Genomic DNA, 24,487 nt, shown 5'->3' with positions numbered 1-24,487 from the left:
ATTGCGGCGGGTATCGATCTATGAACGAAGAAACAATCAACTCCCTTGAAGAGGCTCTCAAGCATTCTCCCGATAATCTGCCTCTCAGATTGCTCCTGGCCGACACCCTGCTGATGCTTGGCAGGCTGGACGAGGCCGAACGGCAGTATGTCATTCTCGATCAGGGGCGACATCCGAAGGCTAAACCGGGACTGGCGAAGATCTTTTTCAGCAGGGGGAACTACTCGGCCTGTAATCTTATTCTTGAAGAGGCCCTTGCCGAATCTTCGGGGGAGGCGACGCTTGATACGCTGACGCTCTATGCGCGCGGCCTTCTTAAAGAGAACGCAATCGGCCGAGCCGTCGAGGTTTACCGGCACATCCTTGCCATTGATCCGTCCTTTGCCGACGAAGAGCTGGATTCCGAGCTGCGTTTTCGTTCAAGCGGAAGCATGAGCGACGCCACATCGAGCGGCGATGATAGCGAGCGTTTTCTCGAACGCCCCGACATACGCTTCGCCGATGTCGGCGGCATGCAGTCGGTGAAAAAAGAGATCGAGATGAAGATCATCCGACCGCTTCTGCATCCGGAGCTGTATAAGGCCTACGGCAAGAAGGCCGGCGGCGGCATTCTTTTATACGGACCGCCCGGATGCGGCAAGACGCATATCGCAAGGGCGACGGCCGGCGAGGTTAACGCCCGCTTTATTAGCGTTACGCTTAACGACATCCTCGATATGTGGATCGGCAACAGCGAGAAGAATCTGCATGAGATCTTCGAGCTTGCCAGACGCAATACTCCCTGCGTTCTTTTTATCGACGAGATCGACGCCCTTGGAGCGAGCCGGAGCGATATGAAGCAATCGGCTGGCCGGCACCTCATCAATCAGTTCTTACAGGAGCTTGACGGAGTCGACAGCACGAACGAAGGCGTGCTTGTGCTCGGAGCGACGAATACGCCGTGGAATCTGGATCCGGCGTTTCGTCGTCCCGGACGCTTTGATCGCATCATCTTCATTCCACCGCCCGACGAAGAGACGCGCGAATCCATATTGCGTCTGAAGCTGAAGAACCGACCCGTCGATACGATCGACTTTCGCTCTCTGGCCGCGAAGATGGAGAAGTATTCAGGCGCCGATATCGACGCCGTCATCGACATCGCCATTGAGGCAAAGCTTGAATCGGCCTTTGTCGACGGCATCCCGAAGCCCATCGGAACAAAGGATCTTCAGCAGGCGCTGAAAAAGCATAAGCCGAGCACGCAGGACTGGTTTATGACGGCGAAGAATTTCGCCCTGTTCGCCAACGACGGCGGTCTGTACGACGACATCCTCGCGTATCTGAAGATCAAAAAATAATCGGACGGCAATAAAACACGGCGGAGCACGGAATGGAAACACAGAATCATATCTCAAAGATACAGATCCTCGTTCAGCAGAAGAAGTACGTACAGGCCGAGCAGTTGCTGCGGGACTTGCTTGCCGGCGATCATACAAACGCCGATTACCTGGCCATGCTGGCCGAGATCAATATCCAGCAGGATAAACATCAGGCCGCTCTGCTTGTCGTGAATAACGCGATCGGATACGAGCCCGATAACGCCCTTCTGTTTTACATCAGGGCTCGTGCAGAGATACAGCTCGATCGCTTTGACGACGCCGAGCGAGATCTGAAACAGGCCATAGAGCTCGATCCCTATGACGCAGATTTCTTCGCTCTGCTCGGGCAGGTGAAGCTTGCGCGAAAACAGTTCGAACAGGCGCTGCAACTGGCCGAAGAGGCGCTGGCCATCGACGCCGAGAATCTGCTGGCGTTGAATACGCGAAGCAGCGCCCTTTTGAAGCTGAACCGCAAACAGGAATCGTTTGCCACGATCGAAGGGGCGCTTCGCGAAGATCCCGAAAACGCCTTCACGCATACGAACTATGGCTGGGGGCTTCTTGAAAAAGGGGATCACAGAAAGGCGCTCGAACATTTTAAAGAGGCCTTGCAGAAAGATCCGGATTTCTCGCTTGCCCAGTCCGGGCTTCTTGAGGCGCTGAAGGCTCGAAGCCTGTTCTATCGGCTCTATCTGAAATACAGCTTCTTTATGGGAAAGCTCTCGGCAAAAGGGCAGTGGGCCGTATTGATCGGCTTCTTCCTGGGGGTTCGCGGTCTGCGAGCGATCGCACAGCGTAACGAAGCATGGCAGCCGTACCTCATTCCCGTAATCGTCGGTCTGACGCTCCTGGCCTTCTCTACGTGGGTGATCAATCCCATCGGCAACCTCTTTCTTCGCCTGAACAAATACGGTCGCCTGCTTCTTGATAAGAAGGAACGCTGGAGCGCCAATTTCGTCGGACTCTCGCTTCTTCTTTTTCTGGCAGGCATCGCCCTTTTCTTCGCCCTCTCAGATCAGCGTTACCTGACGCTGGCCGTCTTCGGTTTCCTTATGATGGTTCCGTGCGGCTCGATGCTTTCTCCGGCGAAGTCAAAGTACGTGCTTCCGGTGTATACGGCGGTGCTTGCCGCTATCGGGGTCGCCGGTATCTCTCTTGTTTTTATAAAGGGGGAGATCTTCAATATAATGACGGCTGCGTTTCTTGTCGGATTCTTCGTGTTTCAGTGGGTGGCCAATTTTATTCTGATCAAAGAGGATAACGTGTGAGCTGGAATCTCGCACCTATCCTGACGTCTATCGGATGACCGGCTCGACCGAATTCATCACCGATGCCGAGCTCTATGAGCGCGTTATCGGGCCCGTAGCGAAGGCCAGCAAGTTCGTCTGGATCGGCACCGCCGACATCAAGGATCTGCACGTGAAAACGGCGCGCGGCAGCCGATCGTTCCTGGCCATCCTTGATGCCATCGTCGCAAAGGGTGTGGCCATCCGCCTTGCCCATGCAAAAGAGCCGGGCCCGCGCTTTCGCGCAAGCTTTGATAAATATCCACGACTCTGGGAGCAGATGGAGCGCGTGCTCTGTCCGCGCATCCATTTCAAGCATGTGATTATCGACGGAACTTTCGCCTACTCAGGATCGGCGAACCTCACCGGCGCCGGCCTGGGCATGAAAAGCCCGAACCGGCGTAACTTTGAATCGGGCTTTATCACAACCGATCGGCAGTTCGTTCAGGCGATCATGAATCAGTTTGATCGTGTCTGGATGGGAGCACACTGCGAGAAATGCGGGCATCGTAAGACCTGCCCTGATCCGATTGTGTGAGAGGGGGAGTGGTTAACCGCGGAGGGCGCTGAGAGCGCGGAGGAAATCCGGGGGAGAAGGTAACCGCGGAGGACGCTGAGAGAGCGGAGGAAATCCGGGGAAGATGGGTGACCACGGAGGCACGGAGAAAGTCGGGGAAGAAAGGGTGAGCATGAAAGGCGCGGAATAGATCCGGAGAGGAGGGATGACCACGGAGGGCGCAAACCTGAAAAACGGGAATTCCGATGTCCTTTATGACTGGCAATCAGTAGACCGCTAAATTGCGTTGCTTTCCTGTCCCTGTCCTGATTTTCTTTCGCGCTTTTCGCGTTTTTCGTGGACCAAAAAATCTTCTCCTTCCACCTCTCTTCCTCCTCCGTGCCTCCGTGGTTTAACGGTTTTCGCCTTTCTATTAAAATCCACGAAGATCCGCTGCCAATCCAAGGACTAACTCCTCAGGTCCCTTTTCTTCCCTCCGCGTCCTCCGTGCCCTCTGAGGTTAACCACATCTGGCTCTTATTCCTCACTCAAAACAAGCTCCGTGATCTCGCTCTGCGCAAGAACGCGGATCGGTGGGCCCCAGAAGCCCGTTCCTCTGCTGATATAGATATAGCGACCGTCCTGATAAGAGTGCAGGCCGTTCAAATAGGGCTGATTCAAGTACACAAGATACGAGAACGGGAAGATCTGGCCGCCGTGTGTGTGGCCCGAGAGAACGAGGTCGGGCTGGAAGCGTTCGATTTCGTTGATCCAGACGGGCTGATGGGCAAGAACGATCGTCGGCAGATCCCTGTTAACAGAGGCGAATGCCTTATCGGGATCGGGCAGCAGGATTTGCATGCTGCGACCGACGGGATCGCGAAGCCCTACGATGTTGAGGATGGCCCTGCCAGACTCGTCGCGAAGGACGGTGGACTCGTCATCGAGTACTTTGACGCCAAGTCCGCGCAGGATCTCAAGAGAACGCAGTGGACGATGAAAGTATTCGTGATTGCCGGCGGCAAAATAGACGCCGTAGCGCGTTTTCAGGCCGGCAAGTGGGGCGAGATCGTCGGCGATGCTATCGGGATCGCGATCGACCAGGTCTCCGGTGATCACGACGATATCGGGCACGCTTTCGTTGATTCGAGCCACAAGACGTTCGACAAAGGGCTTCTTGATCACATGACCGACGTGCACGTCGCTGAGCTGAACGATATGAAAGGCCTTATGCTCCGGAACAGAAACCGGCACGCGCACGTGCACCCAGGCCGGATCGCGCATCCCGCCCACGAGGCCCGACACAAGATACACGCTCATCACGAGCAGGGCGACGCCATCAAGGGCGAGGCGCAGTCGTCCGCCGTTCGGTCGCAGGATGAGATCGGTTGCCGTGCGTAAGAAATCGTATCCGAGGGCGACGACAAAGAGCATGAAAGAAAAACCGATGGCCGTGCCAAGCACGAGGAAGACCGTTCCCGGAAACACGTCAAAGCGAAAGGAGGCCGCATACATCAGCTGACAGACGAACAGGAATACGACAAGGCCTGTTCCAATGTGTCGGTAGATGTCGGGTATGGCAAGCCGCTGCACAAAGCGAAAATGAACGTAGGCGTTCATCAGAGCGAAGATGGTTACGAAAATGGAAAAGAAGATGATTGTACGCACGATAAGCTAAGAAATCAAAAACAGGCTCCGGCGAAAACGAGAAAAGTATGACGGATCTGTGCGGAAATGTAAGAAAGTGCAAGCGGAGAATCGATCTCCGCTTCGTTCAGGCGCCGGGTTTTGGTGATGGCTCTCGCGATTATTCTATCGTCGCTTCGGAGCCGGTCGGCGCCTCTGTCGATTTCGCCGCAAGAAGTAGCGGCCTCCACCAGGACTCGGCAACATAACGGTCGTTCAACTGCACGGCCTCGCCGATGCGAGGAGTGACGAGAGGGATGCCGTCTCGTCGCGCTCCGGCGGTGATGCGTTCGACAGGTTCATGCCAGGCATGCAGCGAGAGGTTAAACATCCCCCAGTGAATCGGAAAGTAACGCTTCGCCTTCAGATCTTTAAAGGCTTGAAGCGATTCGTCGGGCAGCATATGCACCTCCCGCCATTTTTCGTTATACTGTCCGCTTTCGATGAAGGCGAGATCAAACGGACCGAGCCTGTCGCCGATCTCTTTGAAATGCGTATCGTAGCCCGTATCGCCGCTGAAGAATATCTTATGCTTCGCGCTTTGAACGACAAAAGATCCCCACAGGGTTTTGTTCTGATTCGAGAAGTCCCGACCCGAGAAATGCTGCGCCGGTGTGAGCGTGATACGAAGTCCGTCATGCTCGACGTTCTGCCACCAGTCCAGCTCGGTAATGCGGTCGGGCGAAATCCCCCATCCGACAAGATGCGAACCGACGCCAAGCGGAACGATAAAGCGAGTCTTGCTCTCTTTAAAGAATCGGATCGAGTCGGTATCGAGATGATCGTAATGATCATGCGAGATGAGGATAACGTCGATGGGCGGAAGCTCCGAGAGTTTGACGACAGGATCCTGAAAGCGCGTCATCATGAAGCCCATCGGACCCGTCGACGTGGATAACACCGGATCGACGAGAACCATCCGACCTTCAAGATTCAGAAGCACGCTGGAATGGCCGAACCAGATGAGCTTGATATCGTCGGCGGGCCTCTGGAATTCCGCAAGATCGGGCTTCACCTCGGGCAGCTTCGTCGATGGAGAGCGTTCGGAGCTGCCTCCAAAAAGAAACTGCATGAGCAGCGAGAAGGTCGTCGTGCGGGCGCGCATCTCTTCGATGATGCCGGGTCGCCGATTGACGAAGATCTGTCGCTCCGCATCGTAATGCGACGATTGCTTGAAACCGTCGACGTCCGATTCGGAGGGCAGGGTTCCGAACGAAGCACATCCGCCGATGACGATGCCGATAACGGTGAGCAATGTCGTAATAATGAGGAAGGTCGATGCCTTTCTTTTTATGCGCATAACGTCCTTTGAATGGATGACTTAGAGGGATTGAGAATAATAAAAATCATGGACGGGCAAAACGGAAAGGCCCGGACGGGAAAAAAGAAGCGCATCACGTACTATTCTTCAGGCCTGAAAAGCGATACAGGCAGAACCCTGCTGAAGTGCTGGAAGTCTCCGTCAGTTGTGTATATCAAGGCCCGATGGTTATTAGCGACGGCACAGATCAAGAAATCGGTAAAAGAGCCCTGGATGCCGTCTGATCGGCATCGATTGAAGTATTCTGCTGCCGTCTCATAGTCTTCTGTTGAGATAGGAAGATCGGGAAATGCCCTCAGCTTATGGCGGAGTTCAAGGAACTGATCCGCTGTTCTGACTCCTGAAAGTAACTCCTGTCGAACCGGCCCGATCAAAAGCAGGCGCTTGTGCTCGATCAGGGCCTTCAGCGTGTTGCGGATTTCGCTTGAATGCATCGCCTTTCGTCTGAGGAATTCAGACCAGACGCTTGTGTCGACCAGTACCTGCATTACCTTTTCTTTCGCTCTGCCTTGTAATTGTAATCGGCGTTGTAGTCGATTGAGTCGTAAAGAGACAGGACTTCCAACTGCCTCCTGCGCTGAATAAATTCCTGAAGCGCCATATTCACGGTCTCACGCTTCGTTTTGAACCGACCGAGCTCCTTTGCTTCATCGAGTAGCTTTTCGTCAATGGAGAGATTTGTGGCCATATACACAGAGAACCACACAATGCAGTGTGTGTCAACAAAGGGGTGTGGGACTTCGGGAAAAATAGTCGACAAATGTCGATCCTCATGCTTCAGGTGTCTCAAACAAATAAATCACAGGGCACGGCCGGAATCAGCCTCGTTCAAACGGGCTTGCGGTCGGCTCTGAGGAGACACTCATGCGAAAACTTAAGAGAGCAAGCGGGCTGCCGTTTGCTGCGGCACTGCTGTGCCTTCTGTTATCCTGCACCGAGCAGGATGGCTCCATTTCACTACCCTCAATCGTGCCGCTTACCGGTAATAGCGAGGAATTTCGGACCGCATCGCTGGATAGTCAGCTGCTCGCTGTACCCGGTCCGCATAGCCTCGACTATGCGAACACGGAGGCCGAGCGTCAGATCGTCGTCGGCGATAAGAGCTACGGCGGCGTAACGGACCGCATCTTCGTCGACGGACTCGGTCGCGAGGTGTCGTTTCGCGGCTTCAATATCTCGGGGAACGTGAAGCTGGCCGAGCACGGCTTCAAGCCCTTTGCGAACGATACCGATGCCGGACTGGCCTTTGACCGGCTTGGTGTCACCACCGGTGCGAACATCATCCGGTTCACGATCGCCTGGGAGGGCGTGCATCCGGCCGTGAATACGATCGACTATGCCTATCTTGATGCCGTCATCGCTCAGATACGTAAGGCGACACAGCGGCGTATGTATGTGCTGCTTGACTACCATCAGGATCTGTTTTCTCGTCACCTCTTCAATAAGAACTCGTGGCATACGGGGAACGGAGCTCCGGCATGGATTACGCAGGGCGGGAGTTATCCGAAAGAATATTGCGGCTTCGTCTGCGCCTCCTGGAGTCAGAACAATCTGACGAACGAGGCCGTGCGACGGGCCTTTCGCAATTTCTGGAATAACGCCCCGCTGTCGACGTCGGCGGGAACGCGTCGCATGCAGGATGAGTTCGTCTGGCAGATCGAGCAGGCGACGGCTTACATCAGACAACAGTTAACCGATGAAGAGTTTTCGTATATACTGGGCCTTGATCCCGTCAACGAGCCCGTCGACGGCGGCATGGAGGGCCTGACTCCGGCGCAGTGGGATAATCAGAAGCTCTGGCCGCTCTATCAGAGAATCCGTACGGTTCTGAATCAAACCGGATGGCAATCAAAGTGGGTCTTTGCCGAGCCGCTTGTGTTCTGGAATACGAATATCGGGTTCGTCGCTCCGGCTACGGGAGGAGGGCATCTGCTTGCGCCGCCCGGGCCGGGCTTCGTCTTTAACACGCATTTCTATGATGCCGCTCGTATGGGAACGGATCTGACGGGCATTGATAACGCTACCTACTTCAAGTATCTGGATGAGATCCGTCGGGAGGGACGCTTCCTGCAGACGCCCGTATTCCTGAGCGAGTTCGGCATGTGGTTGAATGGAACGGGCGCAAAGGATACTCCGCGCATGATCAACGCCGTCTATCAGGCCATGGAAATCTCGGATGGCGCACAGAGCAGCAAATCCCGATTCGCCGACTTCTATAATCCGCTTGTTTCGGGCACGCAGTGGCACTGGGATTATTACTACGATAACCATCACGAATACATGAACGGCAATCCGTCGAAGCTGATGACCGAAAAGGATGCCTGGAACGGTGAGGATTTCTCGGTCGTCGGGAACTACGGAACTCGCTTTAACGTTAACCAGCACGTGATTCAGCGGGCCTACGTGCGTCGTTCCCAGGGACGTATCATCAGTTCGCATTATAACGCCGTCGGCTATGACACCTGGAATACGGTGTTTTCCTGGGCCTCGATCAGACCCGGAGCGGCGGAGCCGCAGCACTTTGCCGGTCGCCGTTTCTTTGTTCTGATCTGGAAAGGCCGCAGCTCCGAAGCGCCGACTGAGATCTATCTTCCGCCGCATATCGATCCGCTGCAGGCCGTCGTCATTACCGAGAAGCGCCTCTATAACCGCACGCTTTTCGGCGCTGTGACGCAGGGCATAAACGAGGCCGTTTTTATCGCCGATCGAAGCCGCGAGGCTGGATCGGGAAGCGTTGTCGTTCTGTGGGATGATATCGATAACGATGAAAACGACGAATCGCTTCACTATGCAATCGTCGTTGATGGTGCAGGCAGCTCGTTCAGCGATGGCGATCTGCAACAGCTGCAGAGCAAGCTCAATCAGCGCATACTGGTCGAGAAGAAAAGTCCGATCTATCTAACCGGGAAGATGACCTATTCAGGCTACCCGGCGGAGTAGAGCGTTTCCAGAAATTCGCGGGGTGTCATGACTTGAATCTCAGCTTTAGGGTAGTCTTTCTTATTGCGTGTGATTAAAGTCTGGATGCCCTGTGATCGGGCCGCGAAAAGTTGAACCGCATCCTCGAAATCTTTGATGTCCGATTGAAGGGCCTGTTCAATGATCCGATCATCAACGGGGAGAATCGACAGCAAAATGCGCAGCTTCGCCACTCTCGCTCGCGCAATTTTTCGAGAAGCATACTTCTCCACAAGGTAGTAGATATTCCAGAGAACGAGTGCTGAAGTGAAGCCTTGAATCTGGCCTGTTTCAATTCTGGCAAATAGAGTCCTTGCCGATATAAAGTGAGGCTCTCTTTTCAAGAGCAGATCAAGGATAACGTCCGTATCTAAAAAGATGGCGGGCGTCTTTTCGTTCATCGTAGATGCTTCCTCGTCAACCTATCCATGCGTTCGTTTTTCCATGTATCAATCTGAACCCCCTCCAGTGTGCCGGCCAGCTCCCTCGTGATGGGGGGAATTTCGTCGGACTTTTCTGCGTCTTCAGAAGTCAATGCCCGGAAGTAGGCCTCAACAAGAGACGATATGCTTTCCTGACGCTTTTGCGCATAGCGCTTAGCCTTCTGGATGACTTCTTTCTCGATAGAGAGCGTCAGTTTGGTTTGCATACGTATAGAATAACGCGGCAGATTACGTGTGTCAAGCGCAGATTCCGGTTTGATATTCAAAGGCCATCCGCGTGCTCGGGAACAGGTATTGTGGAGAACCAGGAAGGAAATGAGAACCGACTTTACTACCGACAGAAATTGGTCTATCCTGATTATTTAATGATTGACTTAATTAAGTGGATGATTAAATTAACATCATGAACGCCTTTGCCGCACTGGCCGACGATACGCGACGCGAGATCGTCAGGCTCGTCGCCCGGAACGGAGAGCTTACTGCGACGCAGATCGGCGAGAACTTTGACATGAGCGCTCCGGCTATCTCGCAGCATCTGAAGGTGCTGAAAGAGGCGAAGGTGCTTCAGATGAAGAAAGAGGCGCAGAAGCGCATCTACTATCTGGACGAGGCCGGTATGCATGAAGTCGAAGACTGGCTGCTTGAGATCCGTAAACTCTGGCAAAGACGGCTGGACCGGCTCGATGTGTATTTGCAAAAAATGAAAAAGGAAAAATCCAATGGGAAAAAGTAACGTTGAAACGAAAATCAATGGCGCTACAGTCATTTATAAGAGATATTACGATGCTCCGATCGATCTTGTATTCGAGGCGTGGTCTGATCCGAAGCATCTGGCAGAGTGGTGGGGGCCGGACGGATTTACTCTGACAACAAAGAACATGGACTTCTCAAACGGCGGCATCTGGGATTTTATTATGCACGGCCCCGACGGCACAGATTTTAAGAACCGTGTGCAGTTTCTTGAGATTGACCGACCGTATCGCATCGTGTATCAACATCTCGGCGCCGATGGCGAAACCGAAGATGTGAGCTTTCGCACCGTCATCACGATGGAGCCGTCGGGCGAGGGAACGCATCTGACGATGGTGCAGGATTTCTTCACGGAAGAACAGCTTAATTTCGTGAACGAGAAGTACGGAGCCATTGAAGGCGGCATCCAGCATGCTGAGAATCTGGCGAAGTATCTGGCGACGTTGAAGTAAGAGGGAGAAGGCGCGAAAGGGGAGTGGGGTTACTATCAAATGATCTTTTCGCGCTTCTCTCGTATTGGGTGGGAAAAGAATTTTAACCGCGAAAAGCGCGAAAGGTAAGATTCTGGGGCAGCGTGCGATTGATCCTTTACCATAGCTTAGAATCTCTCTACTCTGTATACCTGTGCTCAGCCCTGTCGGTCCTCTTCTGCGAATTCCATGGCCTGTTTGCTGATCTCACGGCCCGACATGCCTTCGAAGAGCCGTTGCCGCCATTCCGTATAGTCCATCCTGTCGCGCTGTATGAGAGTGATGAACCGCTCGGCGTCGAGGTTATCCATATACTTGATGAGAAGGCGCATGCCTTCCGTTCGAATTTCAGCGTCCGATTTCATGTTTATAGCCTCTAATAAAGTCAACGGGATCGACGATGGAAATACCGGATATTAGCGAAGATTTTTTCAGAATGCCGTTATCGGTCGTAATGAAATGGGTGCACTCGGCTGAGATGGCACAGGCCACATGCAGGGCATCCAGCGGCTTGATGCCCAGATTGACCAGTCGATCCATTTCTTCGAGTAGAGCGGCCGATTCTCTGATATACTGGACGGCGATCGTCTTCCATGTCCTTATGGAAGAGCGCCGGTCGGGATTAGGGTTCTTAGAATTCTCAAAGTCGAGTATATAGGACCATGCAAGGCTGATTTGCCCGGCCTTGATGAGATCCTGGATTCCCTGTTTGGCCTCTGTTTCAACGCGTATCTTCCAGTCTGACTGATCGTCGTAAGGTCGATTGAAACAGCAGTTGTCCAGATAGACCTTCATATGTGTCTCACAATCCCAGCCCCGGCAGTCCCTTTACCAATTTCATCGTCTCAAGCCCAGGCAGTATTCATATACATTGAAAGCTTCGGTAAAGATTTCGATTCTTCTCGTGCCTGCCCCAAAGCTGGGGACCAAAGCCTGTAAGATTAAGGACTCAAATCATTGAAGGACGTTTATGGGGCAGAGGGGGATCGAACCCCTCTGTGCACTCCCATACTATGTTCGAGAATCTCGGCTGCTGTGTTTCACTCCTGATCGTGTAACATTTCTTGTTACCATACTACCCCAGTAGCACCACTACCACACTCAAGCATGCCATCGTTCTGATGGAAATGATCATTGTCGTTACCTCCTTGCCGAAGCTCAGCGAAAGGGTTATTCCTGCATTCATTGTGAAAGCGACCGCAGCCTTGAAAATCGAACTGATATATGGGCATCAAGGACCTGCCAGAGTATGAAGGTAAGCGTTGAAGCGAAAAAGCATGTCCCTGTATTAATTTGATCAGATACCGAAAAGCTGTCAACTCTTTCCCTGAGCCCATGCAGTGGCCTCCTCATACTCCTGCCACCCGATCCACCCCGCGCGCCCCCCCAAACGAAAAAAGCCCCTTGCGGGGCTTCTTGAATTCCGGTCAGTAAGATGGCGATGTGCCCGCAGGTCGGCAAAAGTTGGACCCTGGTTTTACAGACATTGAGCAAATACAGTTGGATTTTAAGCCTGGATGGTCTCTGGCAGTTGCTGTCCGCCCCATTTGAATGGGGCGGACGGCAATGCGGACGGGCTCCGAATGCTCCTACCACCCCCGGTTACAAATCGCAAAATCCGATGCGTGAAGTTCTGGACCGTAGAAATGGAAGGGATTTTTCTTGCACAATACCTGTGCGGTTTTATACGCCTTGTAAGGCAGATCTGAGCAGGATTTTGCCCGACCCGGCAGAGTCATGGGTCGGGTGGACCACATTATTGAAGTTCGAAAAACAAAATGACAGACAAACAGATTCTTCAGCAACAACTCTGGAACATCGCCAATACCCTTCGCGGCAAAATGGGAGCCGATGAGTTCCGGGACTATATTCTCGGATTCATCTTCTACAAATATCTCAGCGAAAAAATGCATGCCTATGCCGATCACATCCTGAAACCGGATGGCCTGAAATACCAGGAGATCGATGAAAACTCCTCGAAGGGGAAAAAATATCTTGAAGCCATCAAAGATGAAGCCATTGAAACCCTCGGCTATTTTCTAAAACCCTCTGAACTTTTTGCTGAACTTGCCCGAAAGGGGCAGCCAGAAGAAGGGAAAGAGAATTTCATCCTCGGCGATCTTACAAAAGTGCTGAGCAATATCCAGCAGAGCACGCGGGGAGCTGAGAGCGAGGAGGATTTCGAAAACCTCTTTGAAGATCTGGATCTGACAAGCAGCAAGCTGGGCCGAACGGAAAACGCAAAGAATGAACTGATCGTTAAGGTTCTCAGCCATCTTAACAAGATCGATTTCCAACTGGATAACGTAACGAATGACGTTCTCGGCGATGCTTACGAATATCTGATCGGTCAGTTCGCAAGTGGAGCGGGGAAAAAGGCAGGGGAGTTCTATACTCCACAATCCGTCAGCACAATCCTCGCAAAGATCGTTTCTTCGGGAAAGAAGAAGTTGAAGAGCGTCTATGACCCGACCTGCGGCTCCGGCTCGCTACTTCTTCGTGTTGCAAAAGAGGTGAAAGAGGTCGGCGCCTTTTACGGTCAGGAGAGTAATCCGACGACCTATAACCTTGCCCGCATGAATATGATCATGCATGGAGTTCATTATCGTAAGTTCGACATAAAGAATGACGATACCCTTGAACACCCGCATCATATCGATCAACAATTTGAAGCGGTCGTCGCCAATCCGCCTTTCTCTGCTCACTGGAGTGCCAGCCCTCTTTTCATGAATGACGACCGTTTTGCTCCCTATGGAAAGCTGGCGCCGGCCACAAAGGCCGACTTCGCCTTTGTACAGCATATGATCTATCAGCTCGATACCAATGGAATTATGGCCATTGTTCTGCCGCATGGAGTGCTTTTTCGTGGAAGCTCGGAGGGGCATATCCGCCAGTACTTGATTGAGGAAAAGAACTATATCGATGCCATCATCGGCCTTCCTCCGAATATCTTTTACGGAACGGGGATTCCCACATGTATCCTGGTGTTAAAGAAAAAGCGAAGTGATCCGGACCATATCCTTTTCATCGATGCAAGCCGGCACTTCGAGAAGGTGAAGAATCAAAACCAGCTTCGGCCCGAAGACGTAGAAAAGATCGTTACGACCTTTCGGGAACGAAAAGTCGAAGAGAAATACAGCTATCTCGCCTCCATCGATGAGATTCGGGAAAACGATTATAACCTGAATATTCCCCGGTATGTGGATACCTTCGAAGAGGAAGAGCCTATCGATCTGAAGGCGATTTCAAAGGAACTGAAATCTCTGGATAAAGAGATGGCAAAGACGGACACGGAGATTGCCGCTTACTGCAAAGAGCTGGGGATTGAGACGCCGTTTTAGGGTTATGAGTTAGGAATGTCCGATGGGTGTGGTAGGGTGAGGGAATGAACACCGATTGCAACTGTAATGGTAGGAACTTTGTATTTTTGGATACAATGGTATGGATTCAAATGTCCAGAGATACAGAATTCCGAAAATCCGTAGTTCAATGGTTAGCACAACAGGAATATCTGCCCGTTTTGCATTCTCATTTGCTCATGGAACTGTTTCAAACCAGCAGGACTGATGATTTCGATGATTTATGGGCGATAATAGAAGGATACGGTTTTTCCAACTTTTCACCTCTGGCGATTGTCCATGAGGAGATAAATTTTGTATTTCGAGATCATAAAGTAGATCGGGATAAAATGCTGAGAGATGCTGTGTTTATTCTCTCGGATGATAACAGGGAAAAATATAAGCAGGAATACACAAATAATTCCAGAATGTTGCGAGAAAAAGCTATCGCAACATATGGGCATGAGCACTTCCAGAAGGCATCTCGACAATACTCCCTGGAAATTCAAAAAGTTAAACTTGGTAGTGTAATAAATGATATGCTGTCAAGAAAGCAGGAGACTGTCGCAGATTTTCCTGCCGCGCTGGAAAATTCCGCAAAAGGGTTTCTTAAAAGAGGAGAGAGGCATCAAGATGTGGCCATCGAGAATATCAGCCGATTGATAGCTCGATTGCGAGATAACGACCCACGCAACATCATAATTGGATTTGTTGATAATCTGGTTCAGGAGGCTGGGATACCGCTATCGGAATTGTTGAAACTGGATGTCGGCGAGGCAACTTATCTGCCCATCCATCTACGTTTTCTAAAAAACACATACGCTGCATTTGATTATCGCTCTATCAGCTTAGATAAGTTTGTCGAACAATTGCTATTAGTTCCAATTGAGCTGTTTCCGGGATATAATATGCTGAAGCAGCTCTCTGAAAGCATTCGCGAAAGTGAGGCGATTCCAAGAATCAGTGACGGAATAGATTTCTTGAATATCACATATTTACCTTATGTAAGCCTGTATGTGACAGATGCTCTTATAGTTGATAAGGGTAGGCAATTATTCAAAGCCGAAAAGTCAAAGTTGATCAGCTTCCGGGAGTTTAAGGACATGCTCGTTGAAGCTGGAGTTTCTATCGGTAATAAACTATGACAAAACCAACGAAAAACACACCATGTTTACGATTTCCCGAGTTTCGAGGGCAGTGGAAAGAGAAGAAAGGAAAAGAATTATTTCAGAATAGACGCGAAAAGGGGAATGAAACTTTACCGATCTATTCTGTTACCATGGATAGAGGGCTCGTTCCAAGGAACTCTCTGGACCGAAAGATGGATGATGTTGCTGAAGCAGGCGATAACCTTGGAGTTAAGGCCGGTGACATTGTCTACAACATGATGCGAATGTGGCAGGGGGCATTCGGACTCGCCATGCAGGATTGCATGGTCAGCCCGGCTTACGTTGCACTTGTTCCCGACGAGGGAGTAAACACAGATTTTTTTGTCCAAATGTTCGCCCGAAAGCGAAGCCTGTATTTATTCACTTCATATTCCTATGGCCTGACAAGTGACAGATTGAGGTTGTACTTCAAAGATTTTGCAGCGATCAAGCTCCACGTCCCCTCCCTCCCTGAACAGCAAAAGATCGCCGACTTTCTCTCTGCGGTGGACCGGAAGATCGAGCAACTGGCTCGAAGGAAGGCCCTGCTGGAAGAATACAAGAAAGGGGTGATGCAGAAGATCTTTTCGCAGAAGCTCCGGTTCAAGGATGAGAATGGGAAGAGTTATCCGAAATGGGAGGAGCAGCGGTTGGGGGAGGTGGCGGAGTTGATTTCAGGGCTACATTTATCTCCAGAACAATACGGATCAAAACGATTTGGAATACCTTACTTCTCTGGTCCTTCTGACTTCACAAATCATGATCAGGCAGTCGCTAAATGGACTGGAAATTGTAAGAATGCAGGAGTCAAGGGTGATATTTTAATAACCGTTAAGGGAAGTGGTGTCGGGACTTTGCTTCAATTGGGTATTGAAAAAGTGGCAATTGGTCGTCAACTGATGGCTATTCGTCCAGTTAATGCAATAACAGTAATGCTGTATCAATTTTTGTTATTACATAAGAATAGCTTTGAAGCGCTTGCTTCAGGCAATATGATCCCTGGATTATCGAGGAGCGACATTCTTGGATTTAAGCTCAATCTCCCCTCTCTCCCCGAACAGCAGAAGATTGCCGACTTTCTGTCTGCGTTGGATGCGAAGATTGAGAAGGTTGCCGCGCAAATCGAAAAGAGTCGGGAATTTAAGAAAGGGCTGCTACAGCAGATGTTCGCATAGGGGAGCCGGATGCTGGCTTATTAGAATTATGGAGGGAAGAGTATGCTCATAAAAAGTGCTAGAATCAAGAATTACAGATTATTAAAAAATCTAACGCTTACTTTTGATGAAAGAACAACAGTAATCGTTGGCCGAAACAACTCAGGCAAAACATCATTGGCAGAGATTTTCCGAAGTTTTTTAGGGCCATCCGGACCCAAATTACGTTACGAAGACTTTACCCAGACGTGTCTATGCGGTTTTGAAAACGGGCTGGCTGCGTTCAAAGAAGAAAAATCTGAAGCCGAGATACGGAAGCTGATTCCAACTATTGAATTGGAATTGTTACTGGATTATACGAATGATAAAGATGAGTACGGAGTTTTGGGTGAGTTCATCATAGATCTCGATGAAACACTATTTGAAACCAAGGTTTTGGTAGCCTATCAGCTTAAAGATGGAAAAATCAAAGATTTTTTTCAGCCTTTAAGCGTAGAGAATAGACGCAAATACTTTTCGGATTTAAAAGCACTGATTAATCAGCACTTTGAAGCTGTAATTTACGCAATTGAACCGACCAATTCTGAAAACAGAGTCAGACTCGATTTTTCGAAGTTCAAAAAGCTAATTTTGTCCGGTCTTATCAATGCCCAGCGGGGTTTGGATGACGAAACGCACAGTGAACGCGATGTGCTTGGAAAATCCCTTGGAAAAATATTTAACAGTGCGAATAGCTCCGGGGCCACCGCGGAGTTTAAGGAAAAATCTGAAGAAGTTCGAAGGGTTGCAGAAGAGCTACAAGAAAAAGTTGATACTGATTTTCAAGAGAAGGTGAAAGCTCTTTTGCCTGCTCTAAGTATTTTTGGTTATCCAGGCCTACAGGATCCCAATCTCAATGCCGTAACCGAACTCAATGTCAAATCTTTGTTGGAGAGCAATACCAAGGTCTTTTATCAAGGAGAAGACTACTTCACTTTGCCAGAAACCTATAATGGCCTGGGTATACGAAATCTTATTTTTATTCTGTTCCGTATTTATGAATATTTTCGTGAATTCCAGTCCCAGACTACACCACCTAAAGGCCATTTAATCTTTATTGAAGAGCCCGAAGCACATTTGCATCCACAAATGCAGGAAGTTTTCATTCGTCAGCTCGATCAAATTGTCCAAGAATTTCAACAACAGCTCAATGATGGAAAAATCTGGCCGGTACAGTTTGTGGTCAGTACCCACTCATCACATATTGCGAATGAAGCGGATTTCAGAAAAGTCCGATACTTTTTGTCTAAGCATGGCAAGGAAACCAGAGTGAAGGATCTCGGGGCAGCATTCAAAGAAGACGATGTCAAAGATGATAAAGAGTTCCTGCATAAGTACTTAACACTTACAAAGTGTGATCTTTATTTTGCAGACAGAGCCATCTTAATCGAAGGACCAACGGAACGAATCATTTTACCAGAGATTATTCGTAAGGTGGATGAAACTCAGGCTACCAAACTGAGGCGGAAGTATTTATCGGTTGTTGAGATTGGGGGTGCTTTTGCTCATCATTTCTATAAGTTTATAGACTTTCTTGAGCTTAAAACGCTATTTATTACCGATTTAGATTCGGTACGAAAAACTACCGAGGGTAAGAGAACAACCTATACTGCTTCAAGTGTCGGTGAAGGCACTGACTCAAGCAATGCAGGCATTTCCAAATGGTATGGGATTGATGGATATGGCGATCTCAAGAAAATTCTGGCATACGACGAAAAGGCAAGGGTTGTTGGATACCGGCGCATCGCTTATCAAATCCCGGAGAAAAAGGGAGGAGTTTGCGGGCGAAGTTTCGAAGATGCTTTCATGTTGGCAAATGCTGATGTCTTTGATTTGAGTCGTTTGAAAGGTAAGGAATTAGAGAAAGCCGTTTTTGAGAAAGCGCAAGAAATAGGGAAATCAAGCAAAGCAAATTTTGCGATTGAGTATTCGGTCGACAAAACGGATTGGACTGTACCAAAATATATCGCAGAAGGGCTTAAATGGCTTGATACTGATGAAGAAGTCGTTGTCGGGGAGGGGAAAGAATGACCCGTCAAAGCCCAGCAGAGCAAGCTTCCATCGAAGCCTTAAAACAACTAAGATCTTGCATCGATAATAACCAGTGTTTTCGCCTTGAGGCGGGAGCAGGGGCTGGAAAAACATACTCTCTGATAGAGACGATTAAGTATCTTATAGAGCAGCGAGCTAGTGAATTTCTATTAAACGAGCAACAAATTGCCTGCATTACTTATACGAATGTGGCAAAAGACGAAATTAAAGATAGAACGGACCATCATCCGGTTATTTTTGCTGATACGATTCATGCGTTTTGCTGGAGTATCTTGCAGAATTATCAAATCAAGTTGAGAGAGCTGCTTCCTAGTCTTGGAGAAAGATGGGAAGAACGGATCAAGGAAGCGGGTGGGATTGCAGAACAGATTGTTAAATATGATTTGGGGTATCCCAGAATTAACAATAGGGAAATCTCTCTCCACCATGATGATGTGGTTTTCTTGATGGCGCGCATACTTTCCTATCCTAAGTTTCAGAAACTCGTAAAGAGTAAATTTCCTATAATCTTAATCGATGAATATCAAGACACTGATGTCCATCTGGCAGAGAGCGTCGTTACTAATCTTGTAGATAACGAGTCTGGTGTAATTATTGGTTTATTTGGTGATCATTGGCAGAAAATCTATGGTTCTGCGGCATGTGGGCTGATTTCCAGTAAGGCAGGAAAGATCGTTGAGATAGGTAAGAAAGCCAACTTCAGGTCAGACAAAAATATTGTTGCTTGCCTCAATCGGATGCGCCCTGAACTACCACAAGCGGAATCAAATCCGCAATCTCAGGGAGCAGTAAGAATCTTTCACTCTAATTTATGGGTCGGTACAAGGCGGGGGGGAGGTCATTGGACCGGCGATCTACCAACCGCAAATGCAAAAGAGCACATTGAAAAAGTTAAAGAGTTAATGGTAGCAGATGGATGGGATATGTCGCCCACAAAAACAAAAATACTCTTCCTTACGAATAACCTCATTGCGACTGAGCAGAATTTCAAGAACCTTGCTGATTGTTTTCCTTATCCAGACGACTACTTAAAAAAAGGCGATAAATATATTCAGTTCTTTATTGATATTATTGAGCCAACAGCTTCAGCATTCGAGCGTCGTGAATATGGCGAGTTATTCCAGATTGGCAACAAGAATCATCCCAGCCTTCAATCTCAACGTGACAAAAAAATATGGACCGACAACTTGAATCGGTTAATGGAATTAAGGAATACCGGGTCTATAGGTGAGGTGCTGGATCTGTTATTAGAATCCAAAACACCCAGAGCGTCAGCAAAAGTAGAAGAATCGGAAAGAAAATTCAATCTATTAAGTGACGGCGCCGCTGATAGTCATTCCGAAGAGGAGAAGAGATTTTTAGAAAAGATCCGATCAATCAGAACTGTTAAATATCGGGAAGTTATAAACCTTCATGAGTATATTGACGAAAAAACGCCTTTTTCGACCAAGCACGGTGTGAAAGGGGCCGAGTTTGATAATGTGCTGGTTGTATTTGGACGAGGTTGGAATCAATATAATTGGAATCAAATGCTCGAATGGATGAGCGATGGATATCCGGCCGACAAGCGGGAAACGTTCGAGCGCAATCGTAATCTGTTTTATGTCAGTTGTTCAAGAGCAAAGCATAATTTAACTCTGCTCTTTACCCAGGAATTGTCACAGAAAGCACTTTCCATGATTCAAAAGATATTTGAAACGAGGAATGTAATAGGCGATCCGTTTGAACAATAAGACTGGAGCATATCTGTCGTCTGTCACCGGAGCATCATCCTGACTACAAAACAAAACATCGGCAAACACTCATAATTCATAACTCATCATTTATCATTCACAAACATGAAAAAACTTATCCGAAACTCAACTGCCGAATTCCTGATCTTCACCGCACAGCAGGGAGAAGACGGCATCGAGGTGCGTGTGGAGGGCGAGACGGTCTGGCTCACCCAGAAGGCCATGGCTGCGCTTTTTGAGAAGGCACCCTCTACGATCAATGAGCACATCAAAAATATCTACGAAACGGAAGAGCTGACGGAGAAAGAGACCATGAGAAAATTCGGAATTTCCGAATTTTCTACCAAACCGACAAATTTCTACTCTCTGGATGTGATCATAGGGGTCGGCTACCGGGTCAATTCAAAGCGAGCCACTCAATTCCGGCAGTGGGCTACCTCCATTCTAAAAGAATTTGCCATCAAAGGCTATGTTCTGGACCGGCAGCGTATGGAGAACGGGACTTTTCTTGGAGAGGACTACTTTGAGAAACTTCTGGAAGAGATCCGGGAAATCAGACTCTCGGAGCGCCGTTTTTACCAGAAGATCACCGATATTTATGCAACCAGCGTTGACTACGACAGGAATGCTTCAACGACCCGGGATTTCTTTGCAAAAGTCCAGAACAAGCTGCATTTCGCCATTCATGGGCAAACGGCAGCAGAGCTAATCAAGGATCGAGCCGACAGCAAAAAGAAGAACATGGGTCTCACGTCATGGGCAGGGGCGCCGGATGGCAAAATCCTCAAGTCCGACGTATCCATCGCTAAAAACTATCTGTCTAAAGAAGAACTGGAATCCCTCGGACGAATCGTCGGTGCCTATCTGGATCTTGCCGAAGAAAGGGCGAGGAGAAAGATCCCCATGACGATGGAGGACTGGGCTTCGCGCCTCGACGCATTTCTTGAGTTCGATGAACGGGAAGTTTTGAAAGATAGCGGCAAGATTACGGCCCGCATAGCAAAGGATTTTGCCGAGAGCGAATTTGAGAAATTTCGGGTAATTCAAGATAGACAGTTTGAATCGGACTTCGATAAAATGATAAAAGAGATTGAAGAAAAATGAGTTCGCAGTCCGAGGCACAATTAGAGACAAAACTGATCGAACAGCTCTGCTCTCTGGGCTACGAAGAAGCAAAGGTCCATAACGAGGAAAGCCTGCTTGCAAACCTGAAAACACAGCTTGAACTCTTCAATCAGGTTTCCCTGTCTGAGAAAGAGTTTGCAGCGGTCCTGAGCCATCTCGCAAAGGGCAATGTCTTCGAGAAGGCAAAAACGCTTCGAGACCGTTTCCAGTTAACCCGCGAGAGCGGCGAAAGCATCTATCTGCGCTTTTTCGATTCGAAAAACTGGACGGATAACCGATTTCAGGTGGCGCATCAGATTTCCATGGAGGGGAGCTACAAAAATCGCTATGATGTGACGCTTCTCGTAAATGGCCTTCCTCTTGTGCAGATCGAACTGAAACGACGCGGGCTGGAACTGAAAGAAGCCTTTCATCAGGTCAACCGGTATCAAAGGCACTCCTTCTGGTCGAGCTACGGCCTTTTCCAGTATGTGCAGATCTTCGTGATCAGCAACGGCGCGAATACAAAGTACTTTGCGAATAATAGAAAACAGGATGCACGGCAGACCTACTTCTGGACCGATTTTCAGAATCGTCACATCACCGAGCTGCATGGTTTTGCCGACGCATTCCTGAGCCCCGATCATCTCGGAAAGATGATCGCTCATTACATTGTTATCAATGAAACCTTCAAGGTATTGATGATCCTTCGTCCGTACCAATACCATGCAACGGAAGCTGTCATCAAGCACGTTCAAAGCAGCGGTGAGAACGGTTACATCTGGCATACGACGGGATCGGGAAAGACGCTTACTTCATTCAAGACAAGCCAGATCATTATGGATTTGCCCGAAGTCTACAAAGTAGTTTTTGTCGTGGATCGTAAGGATCTCGATTATCAGACGCAGGAGGAGTTTAACCGGTTTCACGAAGGAAGCGTCGACGCTTCGGCCAATACGAAGATGCTTGTGGACCAGTTCCTTGGCAGATTCAAGCACGGGAAGGGCGAAATCAAAGATCCGAAACTGATCATAACGACGGTTCAGAAATTACACCGGGCGATCACTGTGGATCGGTATAAAACGGACATGTCAGGTCTTCAGGATAAGAGAATTATTTTTATCTTCGACGAATGCCATCGTAGCCAGTTCGGGCAAACCCATAAGAATATAACCGATTTCTTTCATGAGAGCCGACTATTCGGTTTTACCGGAACTCCGATTTTTGCAGAAAACCTCCAGAAGAATGAATTTGGAATGCGAACGACGAAGGATCTCTTCGGCGAATGTCTGCATAAATATGTGATCACCGATGCGATTCGAGACCGAAATGTTCTGCCATTTCAGATCGAGTACCTGGGACGTTATAAACAGGCCAATCGAACCTTTATCGACATTGAGGTGGAAGACATCGACAAAAGAGAGGTTCTGGAATCGCCGGTACGGCTGGAAAAGATCGTTGATTATATCATTCGGAATCATGACAGAAAAACACACAACAAAGAGTTTTCGGCGATATTCGCGATTACCAGCATCGATGTTCTGATCAAGTATTACGAAATCTTCAAAAAGAAGATCAAAGCAGGAGCAACCGATTTGCGCATTGCTACCGTTTTTACATTTTCGGCGAACGAGGAAGATCAGGATGCAAACGGGCTGATTCCGGATGAAACATGGGAGGTCAGCGAGGCCGGATTTTCCTACAATACACCGCATACCCGCGATAAACTGGAAGAATTTGTATCTGACTACAATCAACTCTACGGAACAAGTTTTTCGATAAAAGACAACCAGCAGTTTGACGCTTACACGAAAAATATAAGCAAACGATTAAAGGATCGAGAGAAGGAAGGTTTTTTAGATAAAGACCGGCTGGATATCCTTCTTGTTGTGAGCATGTATCTTACGGGTTTTGATGCAAAAAAGATCAATACGTTATATGTCGATAGGAATCTGAAACACCATGGCCTCATTCAGGCCTTCTCCCGCACTAATCGAGTGATCGGCGAAAAGAAATCCCACGGAAACATCCTCTGCTTTCGAAACCTCAAGGCCGCAACAGACGATGCGATCGCCCTTTTTTCGAATAAAGAGGCCAGAGAGACGATTATTCTTCCCCCCTACGAAGAGATCGTTCGCGCCTTCAGTGCTGCCTTCGCTGCGTTGCTTCAAATAGTGCCCACTCCGAACAGTGTGAATGATCTGCCCGATGAAGAGGCCATGTTTGCGTTTGTAAAAGCGTTTCGAGAATTGATGCGGATTCGAAATACTCTCAGGTCTTTTACAGAGTTTACATGGGATGACCTTCCCATGACGGAGCAATCATTCAACAACTATGCGAGCAAATATCAGGACTTACGTGAACATGTAAAGAGCGACCGTGAGAAAGAGAAGGTGTCGATTCTTGCAGATGTGGATTTTGAACTCGAGCTGATTCACAGAGATGATGTCAATGTGGCTTATATTCTCAAGCTTCTGGCGAAGATCAAGGAAGCTGAAGAGGGAGAGTCGAATAAAGAGAAGAAGAGATTACTGGAGCAGATGGGAAACGATCCGGTAATGCGAAGCAAGCGAGAACTTATACAGAAGTTCATTGAAGCCAACCTTCCCGTTATCAGCGAAACTGATAACATCCCCGACGAATTCGAGAAATACTGGCACGATCAGAAAATCCTCGCATTGAACCAAATTTGCGAAGAAGAAAATCTGGATCGTAAGCAATTCTCTGCCTTGCTCGATGCCTACATATTCACAGAACAGGAACCCATCCGGGAGGATGTTCTGAACTGTCTGGAAAACCGTCCCAGTGTTCTCGAGGCCAGAAGCATCGGTAATCGAATCATCGAAAAGATGAAGAAGTATGTCGACGTATTCATGAATGGGATGGTCGGGTGAATTATTGCGGCCGCCATCCAGCAATCGCTTAATACTCCAGGCCTCCTCCCGCGCCCCACCCATCCCCCCCAAACGAAAAAAGCCCCTTCCGGGGCTTTTGGTTGACTGAGTTTATGATGGCGATGTGCCCAGGAGAGGACTTGAACCTCCACGAGATTGCTCCCACTAGTACCTGAAACTAGCGCGTATACCAATTCCGCCACCTGGGCCTGAGACCAGAGAAGCGGCGGCGAGCAGGCGGGCAAGCGAAAATCAAC

General features: G+C 49.1%; 21 protein-coding genes and 1 tRNA gene. 13 read left to right on the top strand and 9 right to left on the bottom strand.

What is annotated here, in order from left to right; all coding sequences use genetic code 11:
- Positions 1 to 20 precede the first annotated feature (20 nt).
- Genes LEPIL_RS09295 through LEPIL_RS09285 form a run of 3 tightly spaced genes read left to right on the top strand, consistent with a single transcriptional unit; the run spans position 21 to position 3,182 of the window.
- Positions 21 to 1,337, top strand: coding sequence for an ATP-binding protein (locus tag LEPIL_RS09295; protein WP_002772125.1), 1,317 nt, complete (start codon positions 21 to 23; stop codon positions 1,335 to 1,337).
- Between the two features lie 32 nt (positions 1,338 to 1,369).
- Complete coding sequence (locus LEPIL_RS09290) at positions 1,370 to 2,626, top strand: tetratricopeptide repeat protein (protein ID WP_002772119.1); 1,257 nt, start codon at positions 1,370 to 1,372, stop codon at positions 2,624 to 2,626.
- A 34-nt stretch (positions 2,627 to 2,660) separates the two neighbouring features.
- A complete protein-coding gene (locus tag LEPIL_RS09285; RefSeq protein WP_002772117.1) occupies positions 2,661 to 3,182 on the top strand; it encodes a phospholipase D family protein in 522 nt (173 codons plus the stop codon).
- A gap of 495 nt (positions 3,183 to 3,677) precedes the next feature.
- Here the strand turns inward: LEPIL_RS09285 and LEPIL_RS09280 are convergent, their stop codons facing one another.
- From LEPIL_RS09280 to LEPIL_RS09265, 4 genes are all read right to left on the bottom strand, one after another.
- Positions 3,678 to 4,808, bottom strand: coding sequence for a metallophosphoesterase (locus tag LEPIL_RS09280; RefSeq protein WP_002772116.1), 1,131 nt, complete (start codon positions 4,806 to 4,808; stop codon positions 3,678 to 3,680).
- Positions 4,809 to 4,947: 139 nt separating this feature from the next.
- Positions 4,948 to 6,126 carry an MBL fold metallo-hydrolase gene (locus LEPIL_RS09275; RefSeq protein WP_002772114.1) on the bottom strand — a complete coding sequence of 393 codons (1,179 nt, stop codon included), beginning with the start codon at positions 6,124 to 6,126 and terminating at the stop codon, positions 4,948 to 4,950.
- A gap of 101 nt (positions 6,127 to 6,227) precedes the next feature.
- Positions 6,228 to 6,635: a type II toxin-antitoxin system VapC family toxin gene (gene vapC, locus LEPIL_RS09270; RefSeq protein ID WP_002772112.1), complete on the bottom strand. Its 408-nt coding sequence runs from the start codon at positions 6,633 to 6,635 to the stop codon at positions 6,228 to 6,230.
- Positions 6,635 to 6,835 carry a type II toxin-antitoxin system VapB family antitoxin gene (locus tag LEPIL_RS09265; RefSeq protein ID WP_040920004.1) on the bottom strand — a complete coding sequence of 67 codons (201 nt, stop codon included), beginning with the start codon at positions 6,833 to 6,835 and terminating at the stop codon, positions 6,635 to 6,637. Before LEPIL_RS09265 ends, vapC begins: the two co-directional genes overlap by 1 nt.
- A gap of 176 nt (positions 6,836 to 7,011) precedes the next feature.
- Here LEPIL_RS09265 and LEPIL_RS09260 point away from each other — a divergent pair, with 176 nt between their 5' ends.
- Positions 7,012 to 9,087, top strand: coding sequence for a cellulase family glycosylhydrolase (locus LEPIL_RS09260; RefSeq protein WP_002772109.1), 2,076 nt, complete (start codon positions 7,012 to 7,014; stop codon positions 9,085 to 9,087).
- On the opposite strand, the gene LEPIL_RS09255 is transcribed toward LEPIL_RS09260, so the two are convergent.
- Complete coding sequence (locus tag LEPIL_RS09255) at positions 9,072 to 9,506, bottom strand: type II toxin-antitoxin system VapC family toxin (RefSeq protein WP_002772107.1); 435 nt, start codon at positions 9,504 to 9,506, stop codon at positions 9,072 to 9,074. The genes LEPIL_RS09260 and LEPIL_RS09255 overlap by 16 nt on opposite strands.
- The gene (locus tag LEPIL_RS09250; protein WP_002772105.1) at positions 9,503 to 9,754 is read right to left on the bottom strand and encodes a DUF6364 family protein; all 252 of its coding nucleotides are present in this window, start codon (positions 9,752 to 9,754) and stop codon (positions 9,503 to 9,505) included. Before LEPIL_RS09250 ends, LEPIL_RS09255 begins: the two co-directional genes overlap by 4 nt.
- A gap of 197 nt (positions 9,755 to 9,951) precedes the next feature.
- Between LEPIL_RS09250 and LEPIL_RS09245 the strand changes: the two genes are divergently transcribed.
- Together LEPIL_RS09245 and LEPIL_RS09240 are read left to right on the top strand one after the other, a co-directional pair.
- On the top strand, positions 9,952 to 10,281 hold the full coding sequence (locus tag LEPIL_RS09245) for an ArsR/SmtB family transcription factor (RefSeq protein ID WP_002772103.1): 330 nt from the start codon (positions 9,952 to 9,954) through the stop codon (positions 10,279 to 10,281).
- Positions 10,268 to 10,750 carry an SRPBCC family protein gene (locus LEPIL_RS09240; RefSeq protein WP_002772101.1) on the top strand — a complete coding sequence of 161 codons (483 nt, stop codon included), beginning with the start codon at positions 10,268 to 10,270 and terminating at the stop codon, positions 10,748 to 10,750. The genes LEPIL_RS09245 and LEPIL_RS09240 overlap by 14 nt, the downstream gene beginning before the upstream one ends.
- Positions 10,751 to 10,926: 176 nt before the next feature.
- On the opposite strand, the gene LEPIL_RS09235 is transcribed toward LEPIL_RS09240, so the two are convergent.
- Together LEPIL_RS09235 and LEPIL_RS09230 are read right to left on the bottom strand one after the other, a co-directional pair.
- Positions 10,927 to 11,133 (bottom strand): hypothetical protein, encoded by a 207-nt coding sequence (locus tag LEPIL_RS09235; protein ID WP_002772099.1) that lies wholly within the window; start codon positions 11,131 to 11,133, stop codon positions 10,927 to 10,929.
- Positions 11,117 to 11,563 (bottom strand): PIN domain-containing protein, encoded by a 447-nt coding sequence (locus LEPIL_RS09230; protein WP_002772097.1) that lies wholly within the window; start codon positions 11,561 to 11,563, stop codon positions 11,117 to 11,119. The genes LEPIL_RS09235 and LEPIL_RS09230 overlap by 17 nt, the downstream gene beginning before the upstream one ends.
- A gap of 983 nt (positions 11,564 to 12,546) precedes the next feature.
- Between LEPIL_RS09230 and LEPIL_RS09225 the strand changes: the two genes are divergently transcribed.
- The 7 genes from LEPIL_RS09225 to LEPIL_RS09195 all read left to right on the top strand — a co-directional run bounded on the left by LEPIL_RS09225 (position 12,547) and on the right by LEPIL_RS09195 (position 24,230).
- The gene (locus LEPIL_RS09225) at positions 12,547 to 14,109 is read left to right on the top strand and encodes a type I restriction-modification system subunit M (protein WP_002772095.1); all 1,563 of its coding nucleotides are present in this window, start codon (positions 12,547 to 12,549) and stop codon (positions 14,107 to 14,109) included.
- A 95-nt stretch (positions 14,110 to 14,204) separates the two neighbouring features.
- Entirely contained in the window at positions 14,205 to 15,251 is a 1,047-nt protein-coding gene (locus tag LEPIL_RS09220) for a hypothetical protein (protein ID WP_143464755.1), read from the top strand.
- Positions 15,248 to 16,429 (top strand): restriction endonuclease subunit S, encoded by a 1,182-nt coding sequence (locus tag LEPIL_RS21930; protein WP_002772091.1) that lies wholly within the window; start codon positions 15,248 to 15,250, stop codon positions 16,427 to 16,429. The genes LEPIL_RS09220 and LEPIL_RS21930 overlap by 4 nt, the downstream gene beginning before the upstream one ends.
- Before the next feature lie 42 nt (positions 16,430 to 16,471).
- Positions 16,472 to 18,478 carry an ATP-dependent nuclease gene (locus tag LEPIL_RS09210; protein ID WP_002772090.1) on the top strand — a complete coding sequence of 669 codons (2,007 nt, stop codon included), beginning with the start codon at positions 16,472 to 16,474 and terminating at the stop codon, positions 18,476 to 18,478.
- Positions 18,475 to 20,232 (top strand): UvrD-helicase domain-containing protein, encoded by a 1,758-nt coding sequence (locus LEPIL_RS09205; RefSeq protein WP_002772089.1) that lies wholly within the window; start codon positions 18,475 to 18,477, stop codon positions 20,230 to 20,232. The genes LEPIL_RS09210 and LEPIL_RS09205 overlap by 4 nt, the downstream gene beginning before the upstream one ends.
- A 105-nt stretch (positions 20,233 to 20,337) precedes the next feature.
- Positions 20,338 to 21,336 (top strand): virulence RhuM family protein, encoded by a 999-nt coding sequence (gene rhuM / locus LEPIL_RS09200; protein ID WP_002772088.1) that lies wholly within the window; start codon positions 20,338 to 20,340, stop codon positions 21,334 to 21,336.
- Positions 21,333 to 24,230, top strand: a complete 2,898-nt coding sequence (locus LEPIL_RS09195; protein WP_002772087.1) for a type I restriction endonuclease subunit R — start codon at positions 21,333 to 21,335, stop codon at positions 24,228 to 24,230. Before rhuM ends, LEPIL_RS09195 begins: the two co-directional genes overlap by 4 nt.
- 125 nt (positions 24,231 to 24,355) lie before the next feature.
- Here the strand turns inward: LEPIL_RS09195 and LEPIL_RS09190 are convergent.
- Positions 24,356 to 24,439, bottom strand: a tRNA-Leu gene (locus tag LEPIL_RS09190).
- Positions 24,440 to 24,487: the final 48 nt, after the last annotated feature.

The sequence above is a fragment of the Leptonema illini DSM 21528 genome, from assembly GCF_000243335.1.
GTDB lineage: Bacteria > Spirochaetota > Leptospiria > Leptospirales > Leptonemataceae > Leptonema > Leptonema illini.
This window is presented reverse-complemented; position numbering and strand designations above follow the sequence as displayed.